General features: G+C 44.7%; 27 protein-coding genes and 1 tRNA gene. 23 read left to right on the forward strand and 5 right to left on the reverse strand.

The window, feature by feature from the left end:
- Genes ABIN22_RS09375 through ABIN22_RS09390 form a run of 4 tightly spaced genes read left to right on the forward strand, consistent with a single transcriptional unit; the run spans position 1 to position 2,830 of the window.
- Positions 1-570, forward strand: coding sequence for an indolepyruvate oxidoreductase subunit beta (locus tag ABIN22_RS09375; RefSeq protein WP_109733171.1), 570 nt, complete (start codon positions 1-3; stop codon positions 568-570).
- A gap of 19 nt (positions 571-589) precedes the next feature.
- Positions 590-1,009, forward strand: coding sequence for an ACT domain-containing protein (locus ABIN22_RS09380; protein ID WP_118620310.1), 420 nt, complete (start codon positions 590-592; stop codon positions 1,007-1,009).
- A 28-nt stretch (positions 1,010-1,037) separates the two neighbouring features.
- Positions 1,038-2,372: a phenylacetate--CoA ligase family protein gene (locus ABIN22_RS09385; protein WP_109733173.1), complete on the forward strand. Its 1,335-nt coding sequence runs from the start codon at positions 1,038-1,040 to the stop codon at positions 2,370-2,372.
- 14 nt (positions 2,373-2,386) lie between these two features.
- A complete protein-coding gene (locus ABIN22_RS09390; protein ID WP_109733174.1) occupies positions 2,387-2,830 on the forward strand; it encodes an ACT domain-containing protein in 444 nt (147 codons plus the stop codon).
- Between the two features lie 211 nt (positions 2,831-3,041).
- Here the strand turns inward: ABIN22_RS09390 and ABIN22_RS09395 are convergent, their stop codons facing one another.
- Positions 3,042-3,239 carry a cold-shock protein gene (locus ABIN22_RS09395; RefSeq protein ID WP_109733175.1) on the reverse strand — a complete coding sequence of 66 codons (198 nt, stop codon included), beginning with the start codon at positions 3,237-3,239 and terminating at the stop codon, positions 3,042-3,044.
- A 298-nt stretch (positions 3,240-3,537) separates the two neighbouring features.
- On the opposite strand from ABIN22_RS09395, the gene ABIN22_RS09400 reads away from it, so the two are divergent.
- From ABIN22_RS09400 to ABIN22_RS09465, 14 genes are all read left to right on the forward strand, one after another.
- Positions 3,538-3,969 (forward strand): RrF2 family transcriptional regulator, encoded by a 432-nt coding sequence (locus ABIN22_RS09400; RefSeq protein ID WP_118620311.1) that lies wholly within the window; start codon positions 3,538-3,540, stop codon positions 3,967-3,969.
- A 239-nt stretch (positions 3,970-4,208) separates the two neighbouring features.
- The gene (locus ABIN22_RS09405) at positions 4,209-4,649 is read left to right on the forward strand and encodes an RrF2 family transcriptional regulator (protein WP_109733177.1); all 441 of its coding nucleotides are present in this window, start codon (positions 4,209-4,211) and stop codon (positions 4,647-4,649) included.
- Positions 4,650-4,692: 43 nt separating this feature from the next.
- Positions 4,693-5,982, forward strand: a complete 1,290-nt coding sequence (locus ABIN22_RS09410; protein ID WP_346908139.1) for an O-acetylhomoserine aminocarboxypropyltransferase/cysteine synthase family protein — start codon at positions 4,693-4,695, stop codon at positions 5,980-5,982.
- Between the two features lie 25 nt (positions 5,983-6,007).
- A complete protein-coding gene (cysK, locus tag ABIN22_RS09415) occupies positions 6,008-6,937 on the forward strand; it encodes a cysteine synthase A (RefSeq protein WP_346908141.1) in 930 nt (309 codons plus the stop codon).
- A gap of 163 nt (positions 6,938-7,100) precedes the next feature.
- On the forward strand, positions 7,101-7,358 hold the full coding sequence (locus tag ABIN22_RS09420) for an HPr family phosphocarrier protein (RefSeq protein WP_346908143.1): 258 nt from the start codon (positions 7,101-7,103) through the stop codon (positions 7,356-7,358).
- Between the two features lie 24 nt (positions 7,359-7,382).
- Entirely contained in the window at positions 7,383-9,005 is a 1,623-nt protein-coding gene (gene ptsP / locus ABIN22_RS09425; RefSeq protein WP_346908145.1) for a phosphoenolpyruvate--protein phosphotransferase, read from the forward strand.
- A gap of 337 nt (positions 9,006-9,342) precedes the next feature.
- Positions 9,343-10,674, forward strand: coding sequence for a putative DNA modification/repair radical SAM protein (locus tag ABIN22_RS09430; RefSeq protein WP_109733182.1), 1,332 nt, complete (start codon positions 9,343-9,345; stop codon positions 10,672-10,674).
- 9 nt (positions 10,675-10,683) lie between these two features.
- The gene (locus ABIN22_RS09435; protein ID WP_346908147.1) at positions 10,684-11,454 is read left to right on the forward strand and encodes a TIGR03915 family putative DNA repair protein; all 771 of its coding nucleotides are present in this window, start codon (positions 10,684-10,686) and stop codon (positions 11,452-11,454) included.
- A 146-nt stretch (positions 11,455-11,600) separates the two neighbouring features.
- A complete protein-coding gene (locus tag ABIN22_RS09440) occupies positions 11,601-12,044 on the forward strand; it encodes an NfeD family protein (protein ID WP_109733184.1) in 444 nt (147 codons plus the stop codon).
- Positions 12,045-12,047: 3 nt separating this feature from the next.
- On the forward strand, positions 12,048-12,983 hold the full coding sequence (locus tag ABIN22_RS09445; RefSeq protein WP_109733185.1) for an SPFH domain-containing protein: 936 nt from the start codon (positions 12,048-12,050) through the stop codon (positions 12,981-12,983).
- An 84-nt stretch (positions 12,984-13,067) separates the two neighbouring features.
- Positions 13,068-13,790, forward strand: coding sequence for a LytR/AlgR family response regulator transcription factor (locus ABIN22_RS09450; RefSeq protein WP_109733186.1), 723 nt, complete (start codon positions 13,068-13,070; stop codon positions 13,788-13,790).
- Positions 13,783-14,634 (forward strand): sensor histidine kinase, encoded by an 852-nt coding sequence (locus ABIN22_RS09455; RefSeq protein WP_118620318.1) that lies wholly within the window; start codon positions 13,783-13,785, stop codon positions 14,632-14,634. Before ABIN22_RS09450 ends, ABIN22_RS09455 begins: the two co-directional genes overlap by 8 nt.
- Positions 14,635-14,686: 52 nt before the next feature.
- Positions 14,687-17,050 (forward strand): ATP-dependent DNA helicase, encoded by a 2,364-nt coding sequence (locus ABIN22_RS09460; RefSeq protein WP_346908150.1) that lies wholly within the window; start codon positions 14,687-14,689, stop codon positions 17,048-17,050.
- A gap of 69 nt (positions 17,051-17,119) precedes the next feature.
- Positions 17,120-17,785: a MerR family transcriptional regulator gene (locus ABIN22_RS09465; protein ID WP_346908152.1), complete on the forward strand. Its 666-nt coding sequence runs from the start codon at positions 17,120-17,122 to the stop codon at positions 17,783-17,785.
- Between the two features lie 95 nt (positions 17,786-17,880).
- Here ABIN22_RS09465 and ABIN22_RS09470 read toward each other — a convergent pair whose 3' ends face one another.
- The 4 genes from ABIN22_RS09470 to ABIN22_RS09485 all read right to left on the reverse strand — a co-directional run bounded on the left by ABIN22_RS09470 (position 17,881) and on the right by ABIN22_RS09485 (position 20,722).
- A complete protein-coding gene (locus ABIN22_RS09470; protein WP_109733190.1) occupies positions 17,881-18,300 on the reverse strand; it encodes an Hsp20/alpha crystallin family protein in 420 nt (139 codons plus the stop codon).
- A 112-nt stretch (positions 18,301-18,412) separates the two neighbouring features.
- Positions 18,413-18,892 carry a tRNA (N6-threonylcarbamoyladenosine(37)-N6)-methyltransferase TrmO gene (gene tsaA / locus ABIN22_RS09475; RefSeq protein WP_346908155.1) on the reverse strand — a complete coding sequence of 160 codons (480 nt, stop codon included), beginning with the start codon at positions 18,890-18,892 and terminating at the stop codon, positions 18,413-18,415.
- A gap of 78 nt (positions 18,893-18,970) precedes the next feature.
- Complete coding sequence (locus ABIN22_RS09480; RefSeq protein WP_109733192.1) at positions 18,971-19,804, reverse strand: MerR family transcriptional regulator; 834 nt, start codon at positions 19,802-19,804, stop codon at positions 18,971-18,973.
- A gap of 45 nt (positions 19,805-19,849) precedes the next feature.
- Positions 19,850-20,722 carry a LysR family transcriptional regulator gene (locus tag ABIN22_RS09485; RefSeq protein WP_109733193.1) on the reverse strand — a complete coding sequence of 291 codons (873 nt, stop codon included), beginning with the start codon at positions 20,720-20,722 and terminating at the stop codon, positions 19,850-19,852.
- A gap of 111 nt (positions 20,723-20,833) precedes the next feature.
- On the opposite strand from ABIN22_RS09485, the gene ABIN22_RS09490 reads away from it, so the two are divergent.
- The 5 genes from ABIN22_RS09490 (at position 20,834) to ABIN22_RS09510 (ending at position 26,574) form a co-directional block, all read left to right on the forward strand.
- Entirely contained in the window at positions 20,834-21,553 is a 720-nt protein-coding gene (locus ABIN22_RS09490; RefSeq protein WP_346908157.1) for a TIGR01906 family membrane protein, read from the forward strand.
- Positions 21,554-21,634: 81 nt separating this feature from the next.
- Positions 21,635-25,390, forward strand: coding sequence for a phosphoribosylformylglycinamidine synthase (locus ABIN22_RS09495; RefSeq protein WP_346908159.1), 3,756 nt, complete (start codon positions 21,635-21,637; stop codon positions 25,388-25,390).
- Positions 25,391-25,628: 238 nt separating this feature from the next.
- Positions 25,629-25,702: transfer RNA gene (locus ABIN22_RS09500), tRNA-Met, on the forward strand.
- Positions 25,703-25,825: 123 nt separating this feature from the next.
- Positions 25,826-26,071, forward strand: coding sequence for a DUF3781 domain-containing protein (locus ABIN22_RS09505; protein ID WP_109733195.1), 246 nt, complete (start codon positions 25,826-25,828; stop codon positions 26,069-26,071).
- Positions 26,072-26,145: 74 nt separating this feature from the next.
- A complete protein-coding gene (locus tag ABIN22_RS09510; RefSeq protein WP_346908161.1) occupies positions 26,146-26,574 on the forward strand; it encodes a phage tail protein in 429 nt (142 codons plus the stop codon).
- Positions 26,575-26,760: the final 186 nt, after the last annotated feature.

Consider the following 26,760-nt stretch of genomic DNA (forward strand, 5'->3'; position numbering starts at 1 on the left):
ATGGCAACAAAGAATATCATGATTGTAGGGGTAGGCGGTCAGGGAACCCTGCTTACCAGCAGAATTTTAGGAGGACTGCCTCTTGCGGCAGGCTATGATGTAAAGCTTTCCGAGGTGCACGGCATGGCACAGAGGGGCGGCAGTGTTGTTACGTTCGTAAGATATGGCGAAAAGGTTGCAGAGCCGATTGTAGAGGAAGGGCAGGCAGATGTAATCATTGCATTTGAACGTCTCGAGGCTCTGCGTTACGCGCACTTCCTGAAAAAAGACGGTGTCCTGATTGTGAATGACTGGAGGATTGATCCAATGCCAGTTGTGATTGGAATGGCTGAATATCCGGATCAGATTATGGAGAAACTGGAAGCAGAGTATAAAGTCTATAAGGTAAATGCGACAGAAGAATCCAAAAAACTTGGCAATCCAAAAGTATTTAACCTGATTGTCCTCGGAATTGCGGCACAGCATATGGATTTCACGAAAGAGCAGTGGTATGATGTAATTGAAAAGACTGTACCGCCAAAAACGATTGAAATCAATAAGAAGGCATTCGAGGTAGGGTTCGCATTATAAGGTAAAGGCAGGTGAGAGGATGATTAAGCAGTTATCAGTGTTTGTGGAGAACAGACCGGGAAGCCTGATGCGGGTGACATCGGCATTGACGGAAGCGCATATCAACATTCGTGCAGTAGCCTCTTTCGACACCCCCGAGTTCGGCATACTGCGGCTGGTAGTGGACAAACCGGCAGAAGCGAAGGAGTATCTGACAGGAAAGGGCTTCGTTGTCAGGATACATGAGGTTATTGGTGTGGAGCTGAAGGATGAGAAGGGGAATCTCAACCGGATGTTATCCATCCTTGCTGACGGAGAAATTAACGTCAATTATATTTATTCTTTTGTAATCCGTGAAGAAAAAGCACCGGTCATGGTATTTAATACCGATGACTATGACAAAGCAGCCAAGGTATTGAAGGAAGCCGGTGTGAAGATGGTAGAGGAAGCGGATTTATAGACTGTATAACAGATAAGGAGTTAGTGAAATGGCGGCAGTAAAATTAGAAAACTGGGTCGAGAGGATCAGGGACCCCAAAATCGAATGTATGAGCAGCGACGAGATGGCAGCTCTGCAGAGCAGGCGTCTGGTTGATGTAGTGAACAGAGTATACAATAATGTAGATTTTTATCACAAAAAAATGAAAGATCTTGGCGTGGAGCCGGGTGACATCAAAGGCATTGAGGACATCGGCAAACTTCCGTTTACAACAAAGGAAGATTTAAGAGATAATTATCCGTTCGGGCTTCTTGCCATTCCGAAAAAGGATGTGGTGCGCGTACAGGGGACATCCGGTACAACGGGAAAGCTGACACTTGCGTCCTATTCACAGAAGGATGTGGATGTCTGGGGGGAATGTGTTGCCAGATGCCTGACAATGGCAGGGCTGACGGATGAGGATATCATTCATGTATGCTATGGATACGGGCTGTTTACAGGAGGCATGGGGCTGGATTACGGCGCAAAGGCACTTGGTGCTACGGCAATCCCGATGTCCGCCGGAAATACGAAGCGGCAGATGATGTGTATGGAAGATTTCGGTTCTACAGCATTTGCATGTACACCATCTTATGCACTGCATCTGGCGGAATCTCTTGAAGAGGCGGGCGTCGTTGACCGCCTGAAACTGAAAGCTGGTATCCACGGGGCAGAACCGTGGACGGTTGAGATGCGCAAGAAGATTGAGAGCATTCTGAATATCAACTGCTTTGATATTTATGGTTTGTGTGAGATTTCCGGCCCGGGTGTGGCGCAGGATTGCATCCACCATGCGGGGTTACATATTAACGTGGACTACTTCTATCCAGAAGTCCTGAATCCTTCTACATATGAAGCGTGTGCTGACGGTGAGACAGGAGAACTCGTATTTACGACACTTGCAAAGGAGGCAATGCCTCTGCTCCGTTACCGCACAAAGGATCTGACAAGTATCGACCACAGCACCTGTGCATGCGGCAGGACAACGCCAAGAATATCCAAGTTTACAGGACGTACAGACGATATGAAGGTAATCCGCGGAGTCAATGTATTCCCGACACAGGTTGAGACAGCACTCCTTGGCATGGGCGGTGCGGTAGCACCTCATTATTTGATGATCGTAGACCGTGAGGATAATCTGGATGTACTGACAGTCATGGTAGAGGTAGACGAGAGTATGTTCTCTGATGAGATCAGAAAGCTGGATGCACTGAAGAACAAGATCGGTGCAGTTCTCAAACAGGCACTCGGGGTATCTGCCCGTGTAAAACTGGTAGAGCCTAAGACAATTCAGAGAAGTGAAGGAAAAGCAGTACGTGTCATCGACAACCGTAATCTGCAGTAAAGGAGGTAAGCACGATGGGTATCACAATTCAACAATTATCAGTATTTCTCGAGAACCGGGAAGGAAGGCTGGATGAGGTCCTTGCAGTACTTGCCAGCAATGACGTCAATATCGTGGCTTTGAGTCTGGCAGACACATCAGACTATGGGATGCTGCGTATGATCGTATCTGATCCGAATAAAGGAAGGGCGGTTCTCAAAGAGAACGGTATCACAGCAATGCTGACGGACGTAGTTGCACTGCGTGTTCCACATGCCACAGGCTCCCTGAGCAAAGCAATGCACCAGATCGTGGAAGGCGAAGTGAACATCGAGTATATGTACGCTTTTGCAAATGGTTCCGATGCATCCGCAGTTCTTAAGACCGATGATCCGGCAAGGGTAGTGGATATTTTAAGAGGCAGCGGATTTGATGTATGGGAAGCGTCAGAAGCATATGTTTCTAATGTGAAGATTTAAGTGTTATGTGCGGAGGGGAATTTCTGTAGATCAGGATTCCCTTCCGATTTATGGAGTGTGGATGAAAAACGAATTTCGTTTTCGAAACAAAAAAGATATCCGGAATACATCCGGATATCTTTTGGTTTCTTAATCTCATTTTGCTGTAATTCTTTTAAATATTAAATCTAATACTGAATTTATATATTTAAAGGTACATTAAAAATTCTGATTAAAGTTTGACTACATTAACTGCCTGAGGTCCTTTGCTTCCTTCTGTTACATCAAATTCAACAGCCTGACCCTCTTCTAAAGATTTGAATCCATCCATTGATAATCCTGAGTAGTGTACGAATACATCATTTCCTTCTGAGTCAGAGATGAATCCATAACCTTTTTGGTTGTTAAACCATTTTACTGTACCTGTCATTGTGTTACCCTCCATAAATAAAAAATAAATAGTATAGTGCTGTAACGGCCTTTTATGTGGCTCGATACTGTGTTAGATTAGCATATTTAACAATGAAAGTCAATGTATTTACGTGAGGTTTTGTAAAAATACACAAAAAGTGTCGAAAAATAGAATTTTGACGTAAATAAAAGAAAGATTGTATTTTTCTAGGTTTTTGTTTAAAATAAGGAGGGAAGAACAGTCCGGGAGCCTGGGGAAAGCTGCGGGCATAATATGGCAGTAAAGCATGCTGCACAGATAAAGGAGCATATCATATATGAAAATGTCAACAAAAGGAAGATACGCCCTGGAAATCATCGTAGATCTTGCCATGAATTCCACACCTGAGCGTTTAGAGAGTCTTAAAAATATAGCACAGCGAAGAAACCTGTCCGAAAAATATCTGGAGAGAATTATCAAGGCCCTGAAACAGCGGGGGCTGGTAGAAAGTGTACGGGGGGCGTACGGAGGCTACTGCCTGACAGTCCCCTGTGAAGATATTACTGTGAAAAATGTGCTTACTGCAGTAGAAGGAGAACTTACCCCGGTCCACTGTCTGACGAAAGAAAGTGACTGTGGAGTTTCCTGTGATCTCTGTCCGACAAGAAATACGTGGGGAAGTATGTGGAAAACAATTACAAATACAGTAGAAAATATAACCATAGCAGATATTTTAAAAAGAGTAGACGAGATTAATGACGAATCCTGATGTGCGTCTGATAATAGATGCACGGTATGTACTTTAAACTCATTAAACAGGTTCCAGACGGCCTGCATCATGCAGTTACAGAGACTGCATGGTGCAGGCTGTCTGCATTTCGCTACAGATCTCCGGAAAAAAATCCCAGAAAATTTGTTAAACTATATTGACATGGTAGGAAAAAAGGTGTATAACATAAAACATATAATACTTATCGAAATAGTAGGAAATGAAAATGGAGGTGTTATATGAAAGTATCTACAAAAGGAAGATACGGGCTCAGGGCCCTTGTAGACATGGCGGCGAACTCTCAGGAGAGGCCTATTTCCCTGATACAGACCGCGAAAAGACAGAACATTTCGCTGAATTATCTGGAACAGGTTTTTGGAATTTTAAGAAAGGCCGGGATTGTTGCAAGTGTAAAGGGTGCAGGAGGAGGCTATAAGCTTGCACGCAGCGCAGGAAGTATTACAGTAAAAGAAATACTGGAAGCACTGGAAGGAGAGTTTTCGATCATTGACAAGAATGGCGAAGAAGATCAGGATGCAGTGCAAAGAGCGATTCAGGAACTGGTCTGGGATGAGATAGACAGGCAGGTGAATGAACTTCTGGGACAGCGTACTCTGGAGCAGCTTGTTACGGAGTACAAAGAAAATCTGGATTACAGTTCTAACATGTATTACATCTGAATTGTAAGGGAAGACATCAAAGGCAGAAAGTGAGGACAAAAAAATGACAGAGGACAGAAAATTAAAATTCGAGACACTTCAGTTACATGTTGGGCAGGAGCAGCCGGATCCGGCGACCGATTCAAGGGCGGTTCCTATTTACCAGACAACATCTTATGTATTCCGTGACTGTCAGCATGCAGCTGAGCGCTTCGGCCTTGCAGACCCGGGGAATATTTATGGCAGGCTGACGAACAGCACGCAGGAAGTCTTTGAAAAGAGGATAGCTGCTTTGGAGGGCGGTACGGCAGCACTGGGAGTTGCTTCCGGTGCGGCGGCCATAACATATACCTTCCAGAATCTTGCTAAACAGGGTGACCACATCGTAGCGTCCAAGTACATTTACGGCGGCAGCTACAATCTGCTGGCACACACACTGCCGGATCAGGGGGTGACAACAACGTTTGTAGATCCGGACGAGGCAGGGGCTTTTGAGAAAGCAATTCAGGAAAATACAAAGGCGATCTTTATCGAGTCAATTGGCAATCCGAATGCAAACCTGATTAATATAGAAGAAGCGGCAGAAATCGCGCACAGAAATGGAATCGTACTCGTGGTTGACAGTACGTTTGCCACACCATACCTGCTCAGGCCGTTTGAATACGGCGCAGACATTGTTGTTCATTCTGCAACCAAGTTTATCGGAGGTCACGGGACGGCACTGGGTGGTGTGATTATAGAAAGTGGGAAGTTCGACTGGGAGGCTTCCGGGAAATATCCGCAGCTGACCGAACCAGATCCCAATTATCACGGTGTAAGGTTTTGTGAGGCAGCCGGTAATACAGCGTTCGTAACAAGGATCCGTGCAGTGCTTCTTAGAGATACGGGGGCAACGATCGCTCCACTTCATGCATTTTTATTCCTTCAGGGGCTGGAGACATTATCACTGCGTGTCGAGAGACATGTCGAAAATACATTGAAAGTAGTGGAATTCCTGCAGAACCATCCGAAGGTGGCAAAGGTGAACCATCCTTCCCTTCCGGACAGCCCTTACCATGAACTGTACCAGAAATATTTCCCAAAGGGCGGGGCTTCTATATTTACTTTTGAAATAAATGGTTCCGAGGAAGACACAAAAAGATTTATAGACCATCTGGAAATTTTTTCACTGCTGGCCAACGTGGCGGATGTAAAATCACTGGTTATCCACCCGGCAAGCACAACACACTCTCAGATGACAAAAGAGGAACTGGAAAATTCGGGAATTACTCCAACATCAGTGAGAGTTTCCATAGGAACAGAACATATAGACGACATTTTATATGATCTGGAACAGGCATTGGCATATATATAGATAAAAGAAGATCAGGAGGTAAGATATGGGAAAGATTTATAAAAGCATTACAGAATTAGTCGGGAAGACACCGGTTTTAGAAGTGTCTAATATTGAAAAGGAGCTGGGACTGAAGGCCCGTGTGCTTGTGAAACTTGAATATTTTAATCCAGCGGGAAGCGTGAAAGACCGCGTTGCACTGAAGATGATCGAAGACGCAGAAGCAAAGGGGCTGATAAGCCCCGGCGCCACGATCATTGAGCCGACAAGCGGCAATACAGGGATTGGTCTGGCTTCAGCGGCCGCCGCAAAAGGATATAAGGCAATTTTTGTTATGCCTGAGACCATGAGTATAGAGCGAAGAAAGCTGCTGCTCGGTTATGGGGCCGAGATTGTGCTGACAGACGGGAAAAAGGGAATGAACGGTGCAATTGAAAAAGCATCAGAATTGGAAAAAGAGCTGGATCAGGCAATTGTTCTGGGACAGTTTGTAAATAATGCGAATCCGCAGGCCCATATTGAGACGACAGGTCCTGAGATATGGGAAGATACAGACGGTAAGGTCGATATTTTCGTGGCGGGAGTCGGAACGGGCGGTACCATTACAGGAACAGGAACTTACTTAAAGGAGAAAAATGCAGATATCCAGATTATTGCAGTCGAGCCGTCAGGATCCCCGGTCCTGTCTGGAGGAAAACCGGGACCGCATGGCCTGCAGGGGATCGGGGCCGGATTTATCCCGAAAGTACTGGATACAGAGATCTATGACCGTATCATACAGGTGAGGGACGAGGAAGCATATGATGCCGAAAAACTACTCGCTCACAGAGAGGGTGTTCTGGTTGGTATCAGCTCAGGAGCCGCGCTGCATGCAGCGGTTGAAACCGCCAAACTGCCGGAAAATGAAGGAAAAACAATTGTAGTACTACTTCCGGATACAGGCGAGAGATACCTGTCCACACCTTTATTTGCATAATGGGCCATGAAGAAACAGGTTACTGTGCACGCCCGCAGGGGGGGTGCACAGTAACCTGTTTCTTTATAAGTACAAACGAAAAGCTTTTAAGCAATTGAAAAACTTGCGAATATGTTATATACTTAACTAAGTTAAAATAAAAAACAGGAGGAGAAGTTATATTATGAAGGAATTTAAATATGTTATCACAGATCCAGAGGGAATCCATGCAAGACCGGCAGGTCTTCTCGTTAAGCAGGCTGCAGGCTACAAATCAGACATCAAAATCGGAAAAGGTGAAAAGATGGCTGATGCAAAGAGAATCTTCGGCGTTATGGGATTAGGCGTTAAGACAGGTGAAGAGATTGTTATGACAGCAGAGGGTGAAGATGAAGATACAGCAATCACAGAATTAGAAGAATTTTTCAAGGCTAACTTATAAATTCATTAATTTAAGGATGGTATTATGATTACATTAACAGGCAAAAGTGTATTCGGTGGATTATCCATCGGAAAGCTCTCTTTTTATAAGAGAAACCAAAAAGTAATTAAACGTTCACATGTAGATGATGTAGAGGCAGAATGTACTCGTTTTCAGGAGGCAAAGGCCACGGCAGTCAGCCAGCTTCAGGAACTTTACAACAAAGCAATAGAAGATGTCGGCGAAGCGAATGCCATGATCTTTGAGATTCACCAGATGATGCTGGAGGATCTTGACTATATTGAATCCATTGAGAATATTATCCGTACACAGGAAGTAAATGCAGAGTTTGCAGTCGCTACGACGGCGGACAACTTTGCACAGATGTTCGCGTCAATGGATGATGCCTACATGCAGGGGCGTGCGGCCGATGTAAAGGATGTTTCCGAACGCGTGCTGGATATCCTGTGCGGTGTCGGTGAGGGCGTGAAGCAGACAGATGAGCTTTCTATTATTGCAGCCGATGATCTGGCACCGAGTGAGACCGTACAGCTGGATAAGAGCAAGGTTCTGGGATTTGCCACCATTTATGGATCATCAAATTCCCACACTGCAATTCTGGCAAGGACAATGAATATCCCGGCCGTAATTGGTCTGGGAGAATCACTGAGTCCGCAGTACGATGGACAGATGGCAGTGATCGATGGTTTTACAGGTACTTTATATATTGATCCTGACGAAGAGACTCTGGCAGTGATGCAGGAGAAGCGCGAAAAGGACCTGGCACAGAAAGCACTTCTGGAACAGCTCAAGGGAAAAGAAAATGTAACAAAGAGCGGACAGAAGATTAATGTATATGCCAATATCGGAAATGTGTCCGATGTGGGTGCGGTCCTGAAGAATGATGCAGGCGGCATCGGCCTGTTCAGAAGTGAGTTTTTATATCTGGAGAATGATACATTCCCGACAGAAGAACAGCAGTTTTCTGTTTATAAGCAGGTTGCTGAAAACATGGCCGGGAAAAAAGTCATCATCCGTACACTGGATATCGGTGCGGACAAGCAGGTGGATTATTTTGACTTGGATAAGGAAGAAAACCCTGCCCTTGGATACCGTGCAATCCGTATCTGCCTGACAAGGACCGAGATTTTCAAGACACAGCTGCGTGCTTTATACCGTGCGGCAATGTTTGGCAATATTTCCATTATGTTTCCGATGATTATTTCAATCAAAGAGATTCATAAGATAAAGGAAATCATAGCAGAGGTCAAAGAGGAACTGAAGGCAGAAGGCATCCCTTACAAAGAGGATGTGGAACTTGGTGTCATGATCGAGACGCCGGCATCTGTAATGATAAGCCGTGAACTCGCAAAAGAAGTAGATTATTTCAGCGTGGGAACAAATGACCTGACCCAGTATACACTTGCAATTGACCGCCAGAATTCAAAACTGGACGAGTTCTATGACCCGCACCATCCGGCTGTGCTTGCCATGATTAAGATGGCGGCTGACAATGCACATGCGGAAGGAAAGTGGATCGGGATCTGCGGTGAACTTGGTGCTGACCTGGAATTGACAGAAGAATTCCTGAAGATGGGACTGGATGAACTTTCTGTATCACCATCTATGGTATTGCCGTTAAGGAAACGCATCAGAGAATGCGAGTAAAACAAGATATCAGGAACGAGCTTTAAAAGCGCCGGAATTACGGCCCCCTTGATGAAGCGGTTCTGACAGTATAAGAGACACCCGGAAGGGGAAACTTGATGTAAGTTAATCAGGTGTTCCTTTCCGGGTGTTTTATACTTTATAAAAGAGAGCATACTCCGTTTGCTGTAAAATATAAAAACAGAACAAATGTTCTTGTAAATCAGAAACAGTTATGCTATCATAATAAACAGAACAAACGTTCTACAAAGGGCGTTTCAGGCAGAAGCCAGACAGGATGATATATTGTACGGTTTCAGGTGTGTTTTCATTTACAGGGATAAAGGAGTTGCAGGGGATGGCAGAGGTAATTCAGGAGCAGATATCTTTATATGATAAGCTTCAAATTCTTAGTGATGCGGCAAAGTATGATGTGGCATGTACGTCCAGCGGGGTTGACAGGCAGGGGGACGGCACGGGAATGGGGAATTGTTCCAAGGCAGGGATCTGCCACAGTTTTTCATCGGATGGGAGATGTATTTCTCTCTTAAAGATATTATTTACAAATGAATGTATCTTTGATTGTAAGTACTGTGTAAACCGTTCTTCGAATGATGTTGTGCGTACTTCATTTACGCCGGATGAGATCTGCACACTTACGATGGAGTTTTACAGGAGGAATTATATAGAAGGACTGTTTTTGAGTTCGGGTGTTCTGAAAAGTCCCAATTATACAATGGAGCTGATCTATGCGGCGCTGTATAAGCTGCGTCATGAATGTAATTTCCAAGGGTATATCCATGTCAAGGCGATTCCGGGGGCAGATCAGGAGCTTGTTAAGAGAGTGGGATTTCTGGCGGACAGAATGAGTGTGAATCTGGAACTCCCCACGGCGGAAAGCCTTAAGCTTCTGGCACCCCATAAGACGAGAAAGAATATACTTGCACCCATGAGGCTTGTCCAGCAGAAGATGCAGGATAACCGGCAGGAGATCGTACTATACAGGAATGCACCCCGATTCGTACCGGCGGGGCAGAGTACACAGATGATTATTGGGGCAACCCCGGAGTCAGATTACCAGATTCTGAATGTGGCAGAGGCCCTGTACAAAAAGTTCGAACTAAAAAGGGTATTTTATTCTGCTTTTGTTGCGGTAAATGAGGACTCGGCCCTTCCGGCAAAGACAGGGGAAGGACCTCCGCTGCTTCGGGAACACAGGCTCTATCAGGCAGACTGGCTGCTTCGGTATTACCGGTTTGAGGCAAAGGAACTTCTGGACGAAAATAATCCTAATTTTAATATTTTCCTTGATCCGAAGTGCGACTGGGCCCTGAAGCATCTGGAGTATTTTCCCGTTGAGGTGAACAAGGCTGATTATAATACCCTCCTGCGTGTGCCCGGGATCGGGTACAAATCCGCCTCAAGAATTGTTAAAGCGAGAAAGATGGGGACACTGCAGTTTGAGGATCTCAAAAAAATGGGGGTCGTGCTGAAGCGGGCACTCTATTTCCTGACATGCAGTGGAAAGATGATGTACAGGACAAAAATTGAGGAAGATTACATCTTGAGAAATCTTTTGAACACGAAAGAAAAGCTTCCTGATTCCGTGACAGGAATGACATTTAAACAGCTGTCGCTTTTTGACGATGTGAATTTCAGAGAGGCTCAGATTCAGACAATAGTGGGGTGAAAGACAGAAATGGTATGTACAAAACAGGTTTATATATGTCATGATACGATTACTGGTATCTTTTCGGCTATCTATGATGCATGGAAAGAAAGCAGGGATACGGAGGCCGGAATTGCACTTAGAGGCTGTTTGATGCCACAGTTGTTTTGTGAATACAGAGAGGTAGATGAAAAAGAACAAAAATCAATAGCCGTTGAGCGGTTGATAAAGAACAATCTTGGGTATAATGCTTACTGGGACCTTTATCACGCACTGCTCTCCGATGACCCGGAGAAGGCAGATGCGGTCTATCAGACGATCCTTGCGGCCAGAAAGGTTAAGGACAGCAGGAAGATTATGGAGCATCTGAGCAATCCCCATGTGGCAAAGGTCTTTGAACTGAGCAGGAAGGTTGCAAATGAAGCACATCTTTTTACAGAGTTCATCCGCTTCAGGGAACTGGATAATGGAGTACTGCTCTCTGAGATCACACCAAAAGGCAGGGTGCTCACCTGTATAGCCGATCATTTTACGAATCGCTTCCCGTTGGAAAACTGGATGGTTTACGATAAGACCCATAAGGTGTTTCTTGTTCATAAAGTAGGGATGAACTGGATACTCGTAGAGGGGGAAGAACTGGATCAGACTGAGGCTGAAAAGGTATCCACGGCTGAATTGGAATATGAGAGATTATGGAAAGGATTCTGCAAATCGATTGCCATAAAAGAGAGGGAAAATCTGGCCTGCCAGAGAAATCACCTTCCCATTCATTTCCGGCAGGATATGACAGAATTCCGCTAAATTGTAAAAGCTTTTCATTAAAACAGGAAATCACTGCATTCACGCAAAAAGTATTGTATAATAGGGTTAGCTGGATTAACATATAACTATCATCAGGAAGAGGTTATAAGCCGGATGAAATACGAAATTTGAGAGAAGGGAGACGTATGGAGAAAGAAGCATTTGTATGGCTTGGACTGTTGATTGTTTTTCTGGTTATCGAAATTATTACAGTCGGGCTGACATCTGTCTGGCTTGCCGGGGGCGCTCTGGCTGCGTTACTTTTAAATATTGCAGGATTGAATTTAATATGGCAGGTAGGCGCTTTCTTCGCAGTCTCATTTTTACTATTGTTTTTTACCCGTCCTTTCGCGGTAAAATACATAAACGCCCATCATGAGAAAACCAATTATGAGGGCGTGATAGGTAAAATAGTGAGAATTACGGAGACGGTAGATAATCTGGCCCAGACGGGTACGGCGGTTGTTAACGGCCTCGAATGGACTGCGAGAGCAGAAAAGGACGGCGAAGTGCTCGAACCGGGGACACTGGCAAAAGTAGTCAGTATATCTGGTGTAAAGCTGATTGTAAAGAAATATGAGGAGGATTAGAATATGGGACTTTGGATTGGGATTGCTATTTTGGTCATTTTACTTATCATTATTGTGGCGAATGTCAGAATCGTACCGCAGGCACATGCATTTATACTGGAACGTCTCGGCGGCTATAAGGAGACATGGAGTGTGGGGCTGCATTTTAAGATTCCGATCCTTGACAGGGTTGCAAAGAAGGTATCTTTAAAGGAACAGGTAGTGGACTTTGAACCGCAGGCTGTTATTACAAAGGATAATGTAACCATGCAGATTGATACGGTTGTATTCTTCCAGATTACAGATCCGAAGCAGTATGCATATGGTGTGGAGAGTCCGATAGCGGCTATTGAGAACCTGACAGCAACAACACTTCGTAATATCATTGGTGATCTGGAACTGGATGAGACACTGACATCCAGAGAGACAATCAACTCTCAGATGAGAACGTCTCTTGATATTGCGACTGACCCGTGGGGAATTAAAGTAAACAGAGTGGAACTGAAGAATATCATGCCTCCGAAAGCAATTCAGGATGCGATGGAGAAACAGATGAAGGCAGAACGTGAACGAAGAGAATCCATTCTGAGGGCCGAGGGTGAAAAGAAATCTACGATTCTTGTTGCCGAAGGTGAGAAAGAATCCGTTATTCTGGAAGCGGAGGCATCCAAACAGGCGGCGATCCTTAAGGCAGAGGCCGAAAAGCAGAAGAGGATCAAAGAGGCAGAAGGCCAGGCCGAAGCGATCAGGTCCGTGCAGAAGGCTACGGCAGAAGGTATTGAATATATCAAGGCAGCTGGCGCAGATAATGCAGTGCTGACAATCAAGAGCCTGGAAGCATTTGCCAAGGCGGCAGACGGCAAGGCGACGAAGATTATTATTCCTTCAGAACTGCAGGGAATCGCAGGACTGACTAAGACAATCGCTGAAGTCGCGAAGTTTGAAGAGACTGAAAAGTAAGATCAGCAGTGATATATTTTTTGAGATACGCCCCGGAGAGAACAAGCCGGGGCGTACTCTTTACAGAGGACAGGGAGTAGGGATATGGCAAGAATACTTATATTAGAGGATGATGGACCAAGCAGGAAAGCACTGGTATCCATGATCGGCAGAATTGGTGCTGAAATTAAGGCGGATGAAGCTGCAGACCTGGGGGAAGCAAGGAATCTGCTTACGGGCGGTGGTTCCTATGACTTATTTCTGCTTGATGTAAATCTGGACAGCAAAGACAGCAGTGATGCCTCAGGCCTTACGTTTGCCGGTGAGGTGCGGGATATTATGAAGTATGAATTGACGCCTATAGTGATGCTGACCTCGGTTGCGTCTCTGGAAATCGAAGCATACCGCCGGATTCACTGTTACCAGTATATTCTGAAACCCTACGAGGAGGAAGAAGTACAGCGGATTGTAAAAAGGGTGCTCACACATGCCCGCCCTGCCGAAAAGCCGTTTGTGATTGTAAAAAAGGATGGAATTAATTATAAGATCCTATGTGAAGACATAATTTTTTGCAAGGCAATCCCGCGGGGAGTGTGCATTTATTTGAAAAATGAGCAGATGGACGTCCCGTATCTCTCCATCCGCCAGCTGCTGGAAAAGCTTCAGGGGCAGGATTTTGTCCAGTGTCACAGAATGTTTGTTGTCAACAAGAAGTATGTAAAATACTATGATCTGGTAAATCAGATGATACAGGTAGAGAAGTACCCCGATGAGATCGATATAGGGGTTACCTATAAGGCGGAGGTCAGGAGGCTGTTGAATGAATAAAGGGAAAAGGAAGATATTATACCGTGTGTTTTGTTTCCTGTCACTGGCCATAGCAGTATATCTGGTTATTGATTTAAAGGTGAGCAGGACTTTGGACCTGAAGATGATCATTGTATTCATATTGTTCCTTGTCGTGATCATCTGGGGAACGATCGACTGGAAGCTAAACAATGACATCATAAAGGAGCAGACAAAAGAACTGATGATGTACCAGCTGTATATACAGCCATTGGAAGAACTGGTAAAAGAAATCCGCGCGAAACAGCACGAATTTGATAATCACCTGAATGCCATTCTGAACATGCATCTGACCGTGGGGACATATGACGAGCTTGTAAAGGAACAGTCCGAGTATATAAAACAGATATGCAGGGACGGCGGCAACCAGTATCTGCCTCTGCTCAGGATCAGTGATAAAGTGCTGGCTGGTTTCTTGTATAGTAAGATCGTGAGCTCAAATGAAAACATAGACACACAGATTGAAGTCCGCAGCAAAGAGATTATATCCAGAGTTTCTGAGCACAGACTGATTGAAATCGTAGGCGTTCTGGTCGATAATGCATATGAAGCATGCGGCAGTGAGGGCGGAAAAGTGAGGATGTTACTGGACTCCAGACAGGACCACCTTTTTTTCCAGATTTTGAATCAGCATGAGAAGGTATCTTTTGAGACAATCGGGCATTTCTTCGAGAACGGCTATTCGACAAAGAGTAAAAGAAAAGGAGAGCGTGGACTCGGGCTTTACCGTGCAAAGATGATAGCTGAGAAGGCAGGCGGGGAGATCATGGTCGGCCAGGAGGAAATCGGGGGAGAGAACTATATCCAGTTTACCGTGGTGATCTAGTAGTGGTGATCTAGTCTTCCATGAGAGTAAGGTTTGTGATACAATAGGAAACATGGATGAAAAAGAATTGATTAAAATATCTGTCCGGAATCTCGTGGAGTTTATTCTGCGGGAAGGGGATATAGATAACAGAATATCTGGCGGCATAGAAAAGGATGCCATGCTGCAGGGAAGTAGAATCCATCGCAAGATACAGCGGCGTATGGGTTCTAATTATCGTGCAGAGGTTTCTTTAAAGATTCAGACTGCATGTGAAGGGTTTGTACTTCAGGTAGAAGGCAGGGCTGACGGAATCATAGAAGAGGAAGCGGGGACCACCATTGATGAGATCAAAGGGGTGTTGAAGGATCTGGCCCATATAGAGGCACCCTCAAATGTACATCTGGCCCAGGCGAAGTGTTACGCATACATATATGCGAAGCAGGAGAATCTGGAGAGGATCAGCGTCCAGATGACTTACTGCCATATGGAGACGGAGGAATTAAAGCAGTTTAAGCAGGAATTTCTATTTACAGACTTGGAAGAATGGTTTCAGGAACTGGTCCGGAGATATGAGAAATGGGCAAAGTTCCAGATTGAGTGGAAAGCGAAGAGGAATGCGTCTATCAGGGATGTGGAATTTCCATTTGAATATAGGGAAGGACAGCGAAATCTCGTAACATCGGTCTACCGTACGATCCTCAGAAAGAAAAAGCTGTTCATACAGGCACCGACAGGTGTTGGAAAGACGATGGCAACCGTATTTCCGGCCGTGAAGGCGGTCGGAGAGGGGCTGGGAGAACGTATTTTTTACCTGACGGCAAAGACAATTACAAGGACCGTGGCCGAGCAGGCTTTCCAGACACTGAAAAAGCAGGATCTGAGTTTTAAAGTGATTACACTGACCGCAAAAGAGAAGATTTGTTTTTGCGAGGAAGCGGTATGCAACCCGGATAACTGTCCATATGCCAAGGGACACTATGACAGAGTAAACGATGCAGTATTTGATATGATTGTCAATTCGGATGAAATGAGCAGGGAAGAACTGGAACGGCAGGCGGAGAAACACAAGGTCTGCCCGTTTGAGATGGCACTGGACGTATCATTATGGGCCGATGCCATTATCTGTGACTATAATTACGTCTTTGACCCGAATGCACATTTAAAACGCTTCTTTTCGGAGGGGAACAAAGGAGAATATCTTTTCCTGATTGATGAGGCGCATAATCTGGTGGAGAGGGGCCGCGAGATGTACAGCGCCGTTCTCTATAAAGAGGATGTACTGGAAATGAAGAAGCTGGTAAAGTCTGAAGATCCGGGCCTTGCAAAACGTCTGGAGGAATGTAATAAGCAGCTCCTTATGCTGAAGCGCGAATGCGAGAATTACCAAGTGCTGGACAGCGTATCACATATTGCTGTTAAACTGATGAACATCATGTCAGGACTCGAGGAGTATCTGGAGATCGTACAGAATGAGGAGAAGAGGGAGCAGACACTTGACTTTTATTTTCAAGTACGGGATTTTCTGAACATTCATGATATTATGGATGAAAATTATGTGATATATACGGAACTGGAGAGGGACGGGCGGTTTAAACTAAAATTACTCTGTGTCAATCCAGCCGTTAATCTTCAGACTTATCTCGAACAGGGAAACAGTACGGTCTTTTTCTCGGCAACGCTTCTCCCGATTCATTATTATAAGAAGCTGCTCAGTGTGGAGAAGGACGATTATGCGATCTATGCAGAATCCACATTCCCAAAAGAAAACCGTCTGCTGCTGCTCGGAACGGACGTCAGCACAAAATATACGATGCGTTCGGCGTCTATGTATGATAAGTTCGCACAATATATTCTGAAGGTGGTGGAAGCAAAAAGGGGCAACTATTTGATCTTCTTTCCGTCATACCGGTTTATGGCGGATGTATATGAGTGTTTCCAGAACGAAATACAGGGAAGGACAGATATAGAATGTATTCTCCAGTCACAGTTTATGGATGAATCTGCGAGGGAGGTTTTTCTGGAGACTTTTGAGGAGGAGAGGACGACCAGTCTGGCCGGTTTTTGTGTTATGGGTGGGATTTTTTCTGAGGGAATTGATCTTACGGAGGACAGGCTGATCGGGGCGGTTATCATTGGGACCGGGCTGCCGCAGGTGTGCAATGACCGTGAGATTCTGAGACAATACTTTGACAGCAGGGATATGAGGGGATTCGATTATGCTTATCTGTATCCAGGGATGAACAAGGTACTGCAGTCGGCAGGAAGAGTAATCCGTACAGAGGAAGACCAGGGGGTCATCGTCCTGCTCGATGAGCGCTTCATGGGAAGGCAGTACAGAGAAATTTTTCCAAGGGAGTGGGAAGGGTACCAGACATGCAGACTGGAGAATTTGAATGCCCATATGGAAAAATTCTGGGAGAAAATCAAAAATTGATGTTTCTTCTGGTAAAGTATTGACATTCAAGCCGCTTGATAGTTTTAAATGTTAGTAAAGGAGGAGTCCATGAACATCAAAGAAGTAGAAAAAGAAGTGGGAATCCGAAAGGCTAACATCCGCTATTATGAAGAGCAGGGGTTGGTTACCCCAATGAGAAATGCAGAGAATAATTACCGGGACTATTCAGAGGAAGATGTCATATGTCTGAAAAAAATAAAAGTGCTCCGCCTGCTGGGTATTTCTGTCGCGGAGATTAAAGCGGTCCAGAACCGGGATACTGCTCTTAATACTGTGGTACAAAGCAGAATATCTGAGATTAAAAAAGAAGTGGAACAGCTGGGTGAATTAGAAGAAATGTGCAGGATGTTTCTGGCGCACGACCAGACATATGATACACTGGATATTTCCCTGCTCGATACGCGGGAATGCCTTTCGATACAGAAAGGAGCAGTATTTATGAAGATAGACAGATGCAGAAATTATCAGGAAGCACTTAGAAGGTCAGAAGTCATTATGACTTGTTTCATATTTCTTGGCCTGATCCCTACGGGGGAAAATGTACAGCGGCTTTTTCATTACAGCCTGCCTGAATGGATCAGGTGGATCGGATTTGCGGGCGCCTGTGTTACAGGGATTATCAATATCGTTCTGTACAGGAAAATGTACAGCACACAAAAAAAGGATTGGGAAAGGGCAGAGGAAAATCTGGCAGCGAAGGCCAGACGAAGTTAAGTATGCCATATAAGCAGGGGGGCCGCCGCGTCATAAATGATTCATGATGCGGCGGCTTCCCTGCTTTAAGTTTCATGGAAATCTGTGGAGATTCCTTATTCGATTGTGATATATTTCGGCTGTTCTTCAATTGCCTTTGGTACCTCTTTTGGTATACATAAGCTGAGAATTCCGTCTTTGAAGGACGCCTTGATGTCTTCCTGTCTGAGCTGGTCACCTACATAGAATCTGCGGTTGCAGGATCCTGTATAACGCTCCTTGCGGATGCAGTTGCCCTTCTGGTCTTTCTCTTCCTGAGTCTCCTCGTGGGATGCTGTAATCGTAAGATAGCCGTCTTTTAAATCGGCCTTGATGTCTTCTTTGCCGTATCCCGGAAGCTCCATCTCTACAAGATAATTGTTGTCTTTCTCATGAATATCAGTCTTCATAATCTGAGTAGTAGAGTTATCGAAAGATCTTTCAAAAAAGGGATCCTTAAAAAAGTCATTTAAAAAACTTCTGTTTGATAATAACATATGCCATACCTCCTAAAATAAATCTGTTATTCTTGTTCTATATGTAATATAGCATATGTTATTAGCACTGTCAAGAGGTGAGTGCTAATTTGTTTTAAGCATTTATTTTAAGTTAATAAAAGTTGAATTCATCTTCCCATGCAAAATTAGCAGATTCCTCTAAACTTTCAGGCCAGTGACTGCACCATGACGGCACACTGCAATTTTTTACCTTATCAAGGCTGGGTGTATAGGGTTTCAGGTCCAGAACAGGGGTATTATTGTTTGCATCAATATAAGCAATCTGAATAGCGCCTTTTTGATAATCTATATCAATGACTTCTACGGCTGTCAAGGCTATCGGGTTTGGACGGATCGGTGACCTCGTAGCAAAAATCCCCATTTTTTGAGGAGCATTTTTATAAGGCTGTTCTGTTTCCAGCATTGACCTGAACTCTTCCTTGTCGAAATCACTGAACCACCAAAGAACATTGATATGGCTGAATCCATCCAGAGCCTTTAATGCGGGGACAAATTCAGGGCCCAGCCGGATAAAAGTTCCTTCTTTGCTGCTGCAGATAGTTCCTATCGAATTTACTTTATAAGTTGACATGTTTTACATCCTCCTTTTCTATAAGCAGACGATAGACCCTGACATCATGTGAGAGTCAAGAAAAAACGTCCTGTAAATTTATCTACAAGACGTTTTCGCTGTTTTTTGCAAGGGTATTTGGATTTCAGTTAAGTATTTTTGAGGGTCCTCCTCATTCCACGGACCGCGGTGTACGATTTGCCTGCTTCCTTCTTTCATTTTATACTGGCTGTTATTCTGCAGCCATTCTGCAAATGTAAGATAAGCAGACGCAATATTTGAAAAATCACCGTAAACCATCGTACAGGCCATGACAGGGACAGGATCTGTGTGCCGGAACTGGAAAGGCGGTTCCTCCGGCCCGGCCTTGTTTACCACTGCGCATAGTTCTACATCCACATTTTCTTCTTTGTAGTCTGCATCGTGGTAGATGGAAAACGTATCATTTGAATGCACTATATTATGCTGTTCTGCATATTCAGATAATTCCTGCCATAATTCACCCTCGGCATAATAGCTGGGGATGACTTTTCTTAATGAAAGAACATAATAATCAGGAATAGCTTTTATAGTAACATTGTAATGTATTTCATTTTTCCCGCTTAATAATTCTTTTTTAGCAAGTTCAATTTTCATTAACTTTTCTTGCTCTGCCTGTATATTGAATTTGATTTCTTTATATTTCCTGTCAAGCTGCTCTATAATGAAAGAATCATTTTCACTATTAAGAGCGGCTATTATTTCAGAGACGTTAAAACCGCTGTCACGCAAATAAATGATTTTGTTCAGCCGGGGGATTTGTTCTGCGGAATACATACGGTATCCGGTCCATGAGTCAACTGCTTCTGGTTTCAACAGACCGGTTTCATCATAATATCGCAGCATACGGACAGATACTTGTGTTAACTTTGAAAATTCACCAATTCTAAACATGTAATATCCTCATTTCTGGACGGCACAAAGGGATGGGTGGTACTATTAAAAGTAATTCAGGAATTCCCGCGCCGCTTTCGACAGGGGCATCTGTTCATTGTAAGCGATTACGAGTTCGCGCCCGGGCAGTTCTTCTTTTGTTTCTACGACAAACAGGTCGTCTTCTGCATGTCTGATACAGTAATCCGGTATAAATGCAATCCCCAGTCCGATGCGGGCCAGATCGATCAACAGGTCATTGCTCGTCAGTTCAATCTCGGGCACAAGGTCAAGCTGGTGCTGCTGGAAAAGCCTGTGGAGGAATTCACTGGTAGTGCTGTGTCGGTCAAGCATGAGGATCGGATAATGGGAAAGCTGCTGGTAAGTCAGCTTTTTTCCCCTCAGGTCTTCAAAAGCGCTGTTGGCGATAAAGACATCCCTGAATTTAGTGATCTTTTTTATAGAAGATACATTGCTTAAATAGTTGTTCGGATAGTTGACCACGACCAGATCGACCTGCCCGGTTTCCAGTAGTTCCACGCACTTGATAGAGGTCTGGTTAATCACTTTGATGTGTGCACTTGGAAATTCCTTGTGAAACTTTTCGAGGTACGGCACAAGAAAATAGCGGCATATGGTGTCGCTGGCGCCGATGCGGATCTGTCCCCCCGTTGATGCGGCATCCAGAAGCTGGGCTTCACCCCGCTGGATCAGATGCATGGCCGGCTCTATATGGCGGAGCAGTATTTCGCCTTCGGGGGTCAGCTGAACCTTTTTTGTGCTCCGGATAAATAATGTCTGGTCCAGCTTGCGCTCCAGTGTCTTGATTGACTGGCTGACAGCGGACTGTGATATAAAAAGCTGTTTGGACGCTTCTGAGAAGCTTAAGGTAGATGCTACATGAAAAAAGACCTTATACAGTTCATAGTTGATATCCATTATTAGACCTCCTAATAAGTATTGTTAGTATTATAAGCCAAATTGTGGTGAATTACAATGTGATTTATGATAAAATATAAGAATTAAACGATATTGAATGAAAGTGTGGGCATGATGAACGAAGAAAAGAAGACGAAAAAGGCAGAATGGCTGCTGGGGGTTGTTTTATCTTTTGCAGTGATTCTCATTCTGCTGATTTCCAGTTTCCAGGCGGCGATGTACATGGATTTTGGTTTCTATGAAAAAGAGTATAAAAAGTATGATGTCCTTTCCGATCTTGACATGGAGATGGAAGACGTGATGTATGTTACTCAGGAAATGATGGCTTATTTAAGGGGCGACAGAGAGACGTTGGAGGTGGTTACGACTGTAGAAGGTAAAAAGCAGGACTTTTTTAACGAACAGGACAGACTGCACATGGAGGATGTACAGGGGTTGTTTATCGGCGGGCTTCACCTTAGGACGGGGGCTGTAATCGTACTGCTGGTCTGTCTGGCGGCGCTCATCCTTATGAAGGGCGGATGGAAGTATGTCCTTCCGAGGGCATTCCAGATTGCGGTGGGTGTGTCCGGCATCGCGACGGCAGCGCTGGCATTTCTGTTCTCGAGGGATTTTGATGCGGCATTCACTAAGTTCCATGAGATTTTCTTTTCCAACGACCTGTGGATGTTTGACCCGGCAGAGGATTATATGATCAGGATGCTGCCGGAGGGACTTTTTTCTGATATGGTTATAAGAATTGGGATACTGTTTATTGCGTCCCTTCTCATTCTGCTGGCAGGAAGCACTGTCTGGAGACGAAAAACAAAGATTAGGAAAACTAATGAATAAGTTTAAGTATATTAATTGTACTTATCAGAAGAAGTATGATAATATATAAAATATAGTGATAAAATGCAAAGGAGATTCTATATGAGTAATGTAAAACGTGTATATGTGGAGAAAAAGCCGGAGTTTGCCGTTCAGGCAAAGGAACTGCGTCATGAGATCAAGCATTACCTGGGGATTGAAACAGTGAGCGCCGTGCGTGTCCTGATCCGCTATGATGTGGAGAATATAACAGACGAGACTTTTGATAAGGCGTGCAACGGTATTTTTGCGGAACCGCCGGTAGATGTCCTGTATCACGAGACATTTCCAATGAAGGAAGGAAGCCGTGTGTTTTCTGTAGAATACCTTCCGGGACAGTTTGACCAGAGAGCGGATTCAGCAGAGCAGTGCGTCCAGTTTATCAGGGAAGATGAAAAGCCTGTCATCAGGACTGCTACAACATATGTTGTTGAAGGCACAGTAACGGACGATGAATTTGCGGCGGTTAAGAACCACTGCATCAATCCGGTCGATTCCAGAGAGACAGGTCTCGGAAAACCGGAAACACTCGTGACTGTTTTTGAAGAACCTGAAGACGTAAAGGTATTTGACGGATTTCAGGTTATGCCGGAAGCAGAACTTAAAGAATTATACGATTCCCTGGGACTGGCAATGACATTCAGGGATTTCCTTCATATTCAGAATTACTATCAGGGTGAAGAGCACAGAGACCCTACGATGACAGAAATCCGTGTTCTGGATACTTATTGGTCAGATCACTGCCGCCATACGACATTCTCGACGGAGCTTAAAGATGTCACCTTCGGTGAAGGCGACTACAAAGAACCGATCGTAGATACATACAGACAGTACCTGAAAGACCACAGTGAGATTTTTGCAGGAAGAGAAGACAAGTTCGTCTGCCTGATGGATCTGGCACTGATGGCGATGCGCAAGCTGAAAAAAGAAGGAAAGCTTCAGGATCAGGAAGAGTCTGACGAGATCAATGCATGCAGTATTGTTGTACCGGTCAAGGTTGACGGAGTGGAAGAGGAGTGGCTTATTAATTTTAAGAATGAGACACATAACCACCCGACTGAGATCGAACCTTTCGGTGGTGCGGCTACCTGTCTTGGAGGGGCAATCCGCGACCCGCTGTCAGGACGTACTTATGTATACCAGGCAATGCGTGTGACAGGGGCGGCAGATCCTACGGTACCTGTGACAGAGACATTAAAAGGAAAGCTGCCACAGAAAAAGCTGGTCAGGGGCGCAGCCAAAGGATACAGCTCTTATGGAAACCAGATCGGACTGGCTACGGGTGCGGTTAAGGAGATCTACCACCCGGATTATGTTGCAAAACGTATGGAGATCGGTGCAGTCTTAGGCGCAGCACCGAGACGCGCCGTGATCAGGGAAACTTCTGATCCGGGCGATATCATTATTTTATTAGGCGGACGTACAGGACGTGACGGCTGCGGCGGTGCAACAGGGTCTTCCAAGGTTCATACAGAAGAATCCATCGAGACATGCGGCGCAGAGGTCCAGAAGGGAAATCCGCCGACAGAACGTAAGATTCAGCGTCTCTTCAGGAGAGAAGAAGTAAGTAAGCTGATTAAAAAGTGTAATGACTTTGGCGCAGGCGGTGTTTCTGTAGCGATCGGTGAGCTGGCTGACGGGCTTCGCGTGGATCTGGACAAGGTACCGAAGAAATATGCCGGGCTGGACGGAACAGAGATTGCCATTTCTGAATCTCAGGAGAGAATGGCAGTTGTGGTTGACCCGGGCGATGTAGAAGAATTCCTTGCATTTGCAAAAGAAGAAAATCTGGAAGCAGTTGAAGTTGCAGTAGTGACGGAATCTCCGAGACTCGTACTGACATGGAGGGGAAATGAGATCGTGAATATTTCACGTGCATTTCTGGATACAAATGGTGCCCATCAGGAAACTTCCGTTGAAGTGGAAATCCCAGCGAGGGAAGGAAGCCTTTTCGTGAAAAATGAAGTCGGTGATGTCAGAGAGAAATGGCTGAATGTGCTGGAAGACCTGAACGTATGCTCACAGAAAGGGCTTGTGGAAATGTTTGACGGTTCCATAGGTGCCGCTTCTGTATTCATGCCTCACGGCGGAAAATACCAGATGACAGAGACACAGACGATGGTTGCAAAGGTGCCGGTTCAAAATGGAAAGACAGACAGTGTTTCCATGATGAGCTTTGGTTTTGACCCGTATCTGTCCAGCTGGAGTCCGTACCACGGTGCGATCTATGCAGTTGTTGAGTCTGTTGCCAAGATCGTGGCATCAGGCGGGGATTACAAAAAGATCCGGTTTACATTCCAGGAATACTTCCGCAGGATGACAGAAGATCCAAAGAGATGGAGCCAGCCGTTTGCAGCACTGCTGGGTGCGTACAATGCACAGCTCGGTTTTGGACTGCCGTCAATCGGCGGAAAAGACAGTATGTCAGGAACATTCCAGGATATCGATGTGCCGCCGACACTGGTTTCCTTTGCTGTAGATATGGCAACTGAAAAAGATATCATTACACCGGAATTCAAGAAAGCCGGCAGCAAGATTGTATGGATGAGAATCGAGAAGGATGAATATGACCTTCCTGTATACAGCCAGCTGATGGATCAGTACAGTAAGTTTACGGCCGATATCCACAGCGGTAATATTATATCTGCTTATGCCCTTGACCGCCACGGCGTGATTGCAGCGGTCAGCAAGATGGCATTCGGTAATGCATTTGGTGTTAAGATCGAGCATAACATGGACGAAAGAGAGCTGTTTGCCCCGGCATTTGGTGACCTGATCGCAGAAGTACCGGCAGAGAAAGTTTCTGAGCTTGGAATTACCTATACCGTGATCGGTGAAGTGACAGACGATAAGACATTTAGCTATGGCAATACTGCAATCACTCTGGATGAGGCGGAAAAAGCATGGACAGAGACACTGGAGAAAGTATTTGCTACAAAATCTTCCGCGGACAGTGATGAGGCTCTGGAAGAGAAGCTGTATGATACAAAGGATATCCACATCTGCAGCCATAAGATCGCACAGCCGACCGTATTTATCCCGGTATTCCCGGGAACGAACTGTGAATACGACAGCAAAAAGGCTTTCGAGCGGGCAGGCGCAAAGGTTATTACAAAGGTATTCAAGAACATGGATGCCGCTGACATCCGGGATTCTGTAAATGAATTTGAAAAGGCGATCTCCCAGGCACAGATGATTATGTTCCCGGGCGGATTCAGCGCAGGTGACGAACCGGACGGTTCCGCGAAATTCTTTGCCACGGCATTCCAGAATGCGAAGATCAAAGAAGCTGTGGAAAAGCTCCTCAATGAGAGGGACGGACTGGCACTCGGTGTCTGCAATGGCTTCCAGGCCCTGATTAAACTCGGACTTGTTCCTTACGGACAGATCGCCGGACAGACAGAGGATTCACCGACACTGACCTACAACACCATTGGACGTCATATCTCCAAGATGGTTTATACAAAAGTTGTTACAAATAAATCACCCTGGTTTCAGGGGGCACAGCTCGGCGGCGTATATACGAACCCGGCTTCCCACGGAGAAGGAAGGTTTGTTGCAAGTCAGGAATGGCTAGATAAATTATTCGCAAACGGACAGGTTGCAACACAGTACTGCGATCCTGACGGTGTGATCAGTATGGATGAGGAATGGAATGTAAATGGTTCCTACTGTGCGATAGAGGGTATTACAAGTCCTGACGGACGTGTGCTCGGCAAGATGGCACACTCCGAGAGACGTGATGATTCTGTGGCAATCAACATATACGGAGAGCAGGATCTCAAGATCTTTGAGTCCGGAGTTAATTATTTTAAATAATCGGATGTAAAGGCAAGTTTTTTGCCTGACATCCACGAAAATAGACTGGGGAAAAGAGTGGCGCAGGCCTGAATTTTTCCCGGTCTATCATTCATAAATCCGGCTGTTGGTTCCGGTAGGATTTTATCTTTGTTTGAATTGTAGAAAAAATTAGAAAAAGCTTGACAATTCTCCCGGCATGATAGTATAATAACAAAGCGAGTTGCGGATGGGACATGCGCAGCTGCGAATAAAATATGGCGGAATAGCTCAGTTGGCTAGAGCACACGGTTCATACCCGTGGTGTCGCTGGTTCAAATCCAGTTTCCGCTATCTGTGAAGAGGCCTGTGTTTACGGGCTTCTTTTTGTATCCTTACAGAAAAGAAATGACGTAATAGGATAAGAATGATATAATATTACATGGCACAATTGAACAGTAAAAGGTGAAAATAGACATGGGAGTTGAATTACTGAAAAATTTAGACAGGCTGCATACTACAGAACTCGGAGTGCTGCGGATAAAGAGGAATTTGTCTTTAGACACAGATCATGTTGTAGAGTGGTGCAGGAACAAAATCAATTCTTCAGATGCGGTGATTACAAGGAACGGAAAGAACTGGTACATAAACGCAGAAGACTGTTTGATAACGGTAAATGCGTACAGCTATACGATTATTACCGCCCACAAACACAAGAAATAATAGGAAGGCAGCATTCCAAACATTAATGTTTTGAAATTTGAAGAAAAGCAGGTTCGAAAAGGAGAGAATAGAAAATGGCATCTATATATTCATTAAAAAAATTTTGCTATATTGTTTTAATTGATTCAAAAGAAGTCGGCGGATTTTCTGAAATCAGTACAACAGATATTACCACCGATCCTATTGAGTATCGTGAAGGCACATCCAGTGTCAATACTGTTTATAAACAGTCAGGACATGTAAAATATGGAAATGTCACTTTGAAATGGGGACTTGTGACATCTGCTGAATTCATCATCTGGTTGCAAAGCGCAGGAGACAGGGCATGTGAAAGAAAAACAATAAAAATCCAGCTGCGTGATGACTTAAATAGAGTTGCTGCAGAGTGGGAAATTATGAACGCATGGCCAGTCAAATATACATCAGAAGATTTAGATAATTCAAGTAATGAAATTCCGATTGAAAGTATGGAATTGGCACATGAAGGTATTAAACGTATGTAACCATACTTAACTCTGTTACAAAAATTAAAAAATTTGGAAAAAATTTATAAAAAGATGTTGACATTTGGTGAAAGATAATAGTATAATAGCAAAGCGGGTTACGGATGAGAGATACGTAAGACGCAGTAGAATATGGGATCTTAGCTCAGCTGGGAGAGCATCTGCCTTACAAGCAGAGGGTCATAG

This window comes from Faecalicatena orotica, from assembly GCF_905197545.1.
In the GTDB taxonomy this organism is placed as follows: Bacteria; Bacillota; Clostridia; order Lachnospirales; family Lachnospiraceae; genus Faecalicatena_A; species Faecalicatena_A orotica.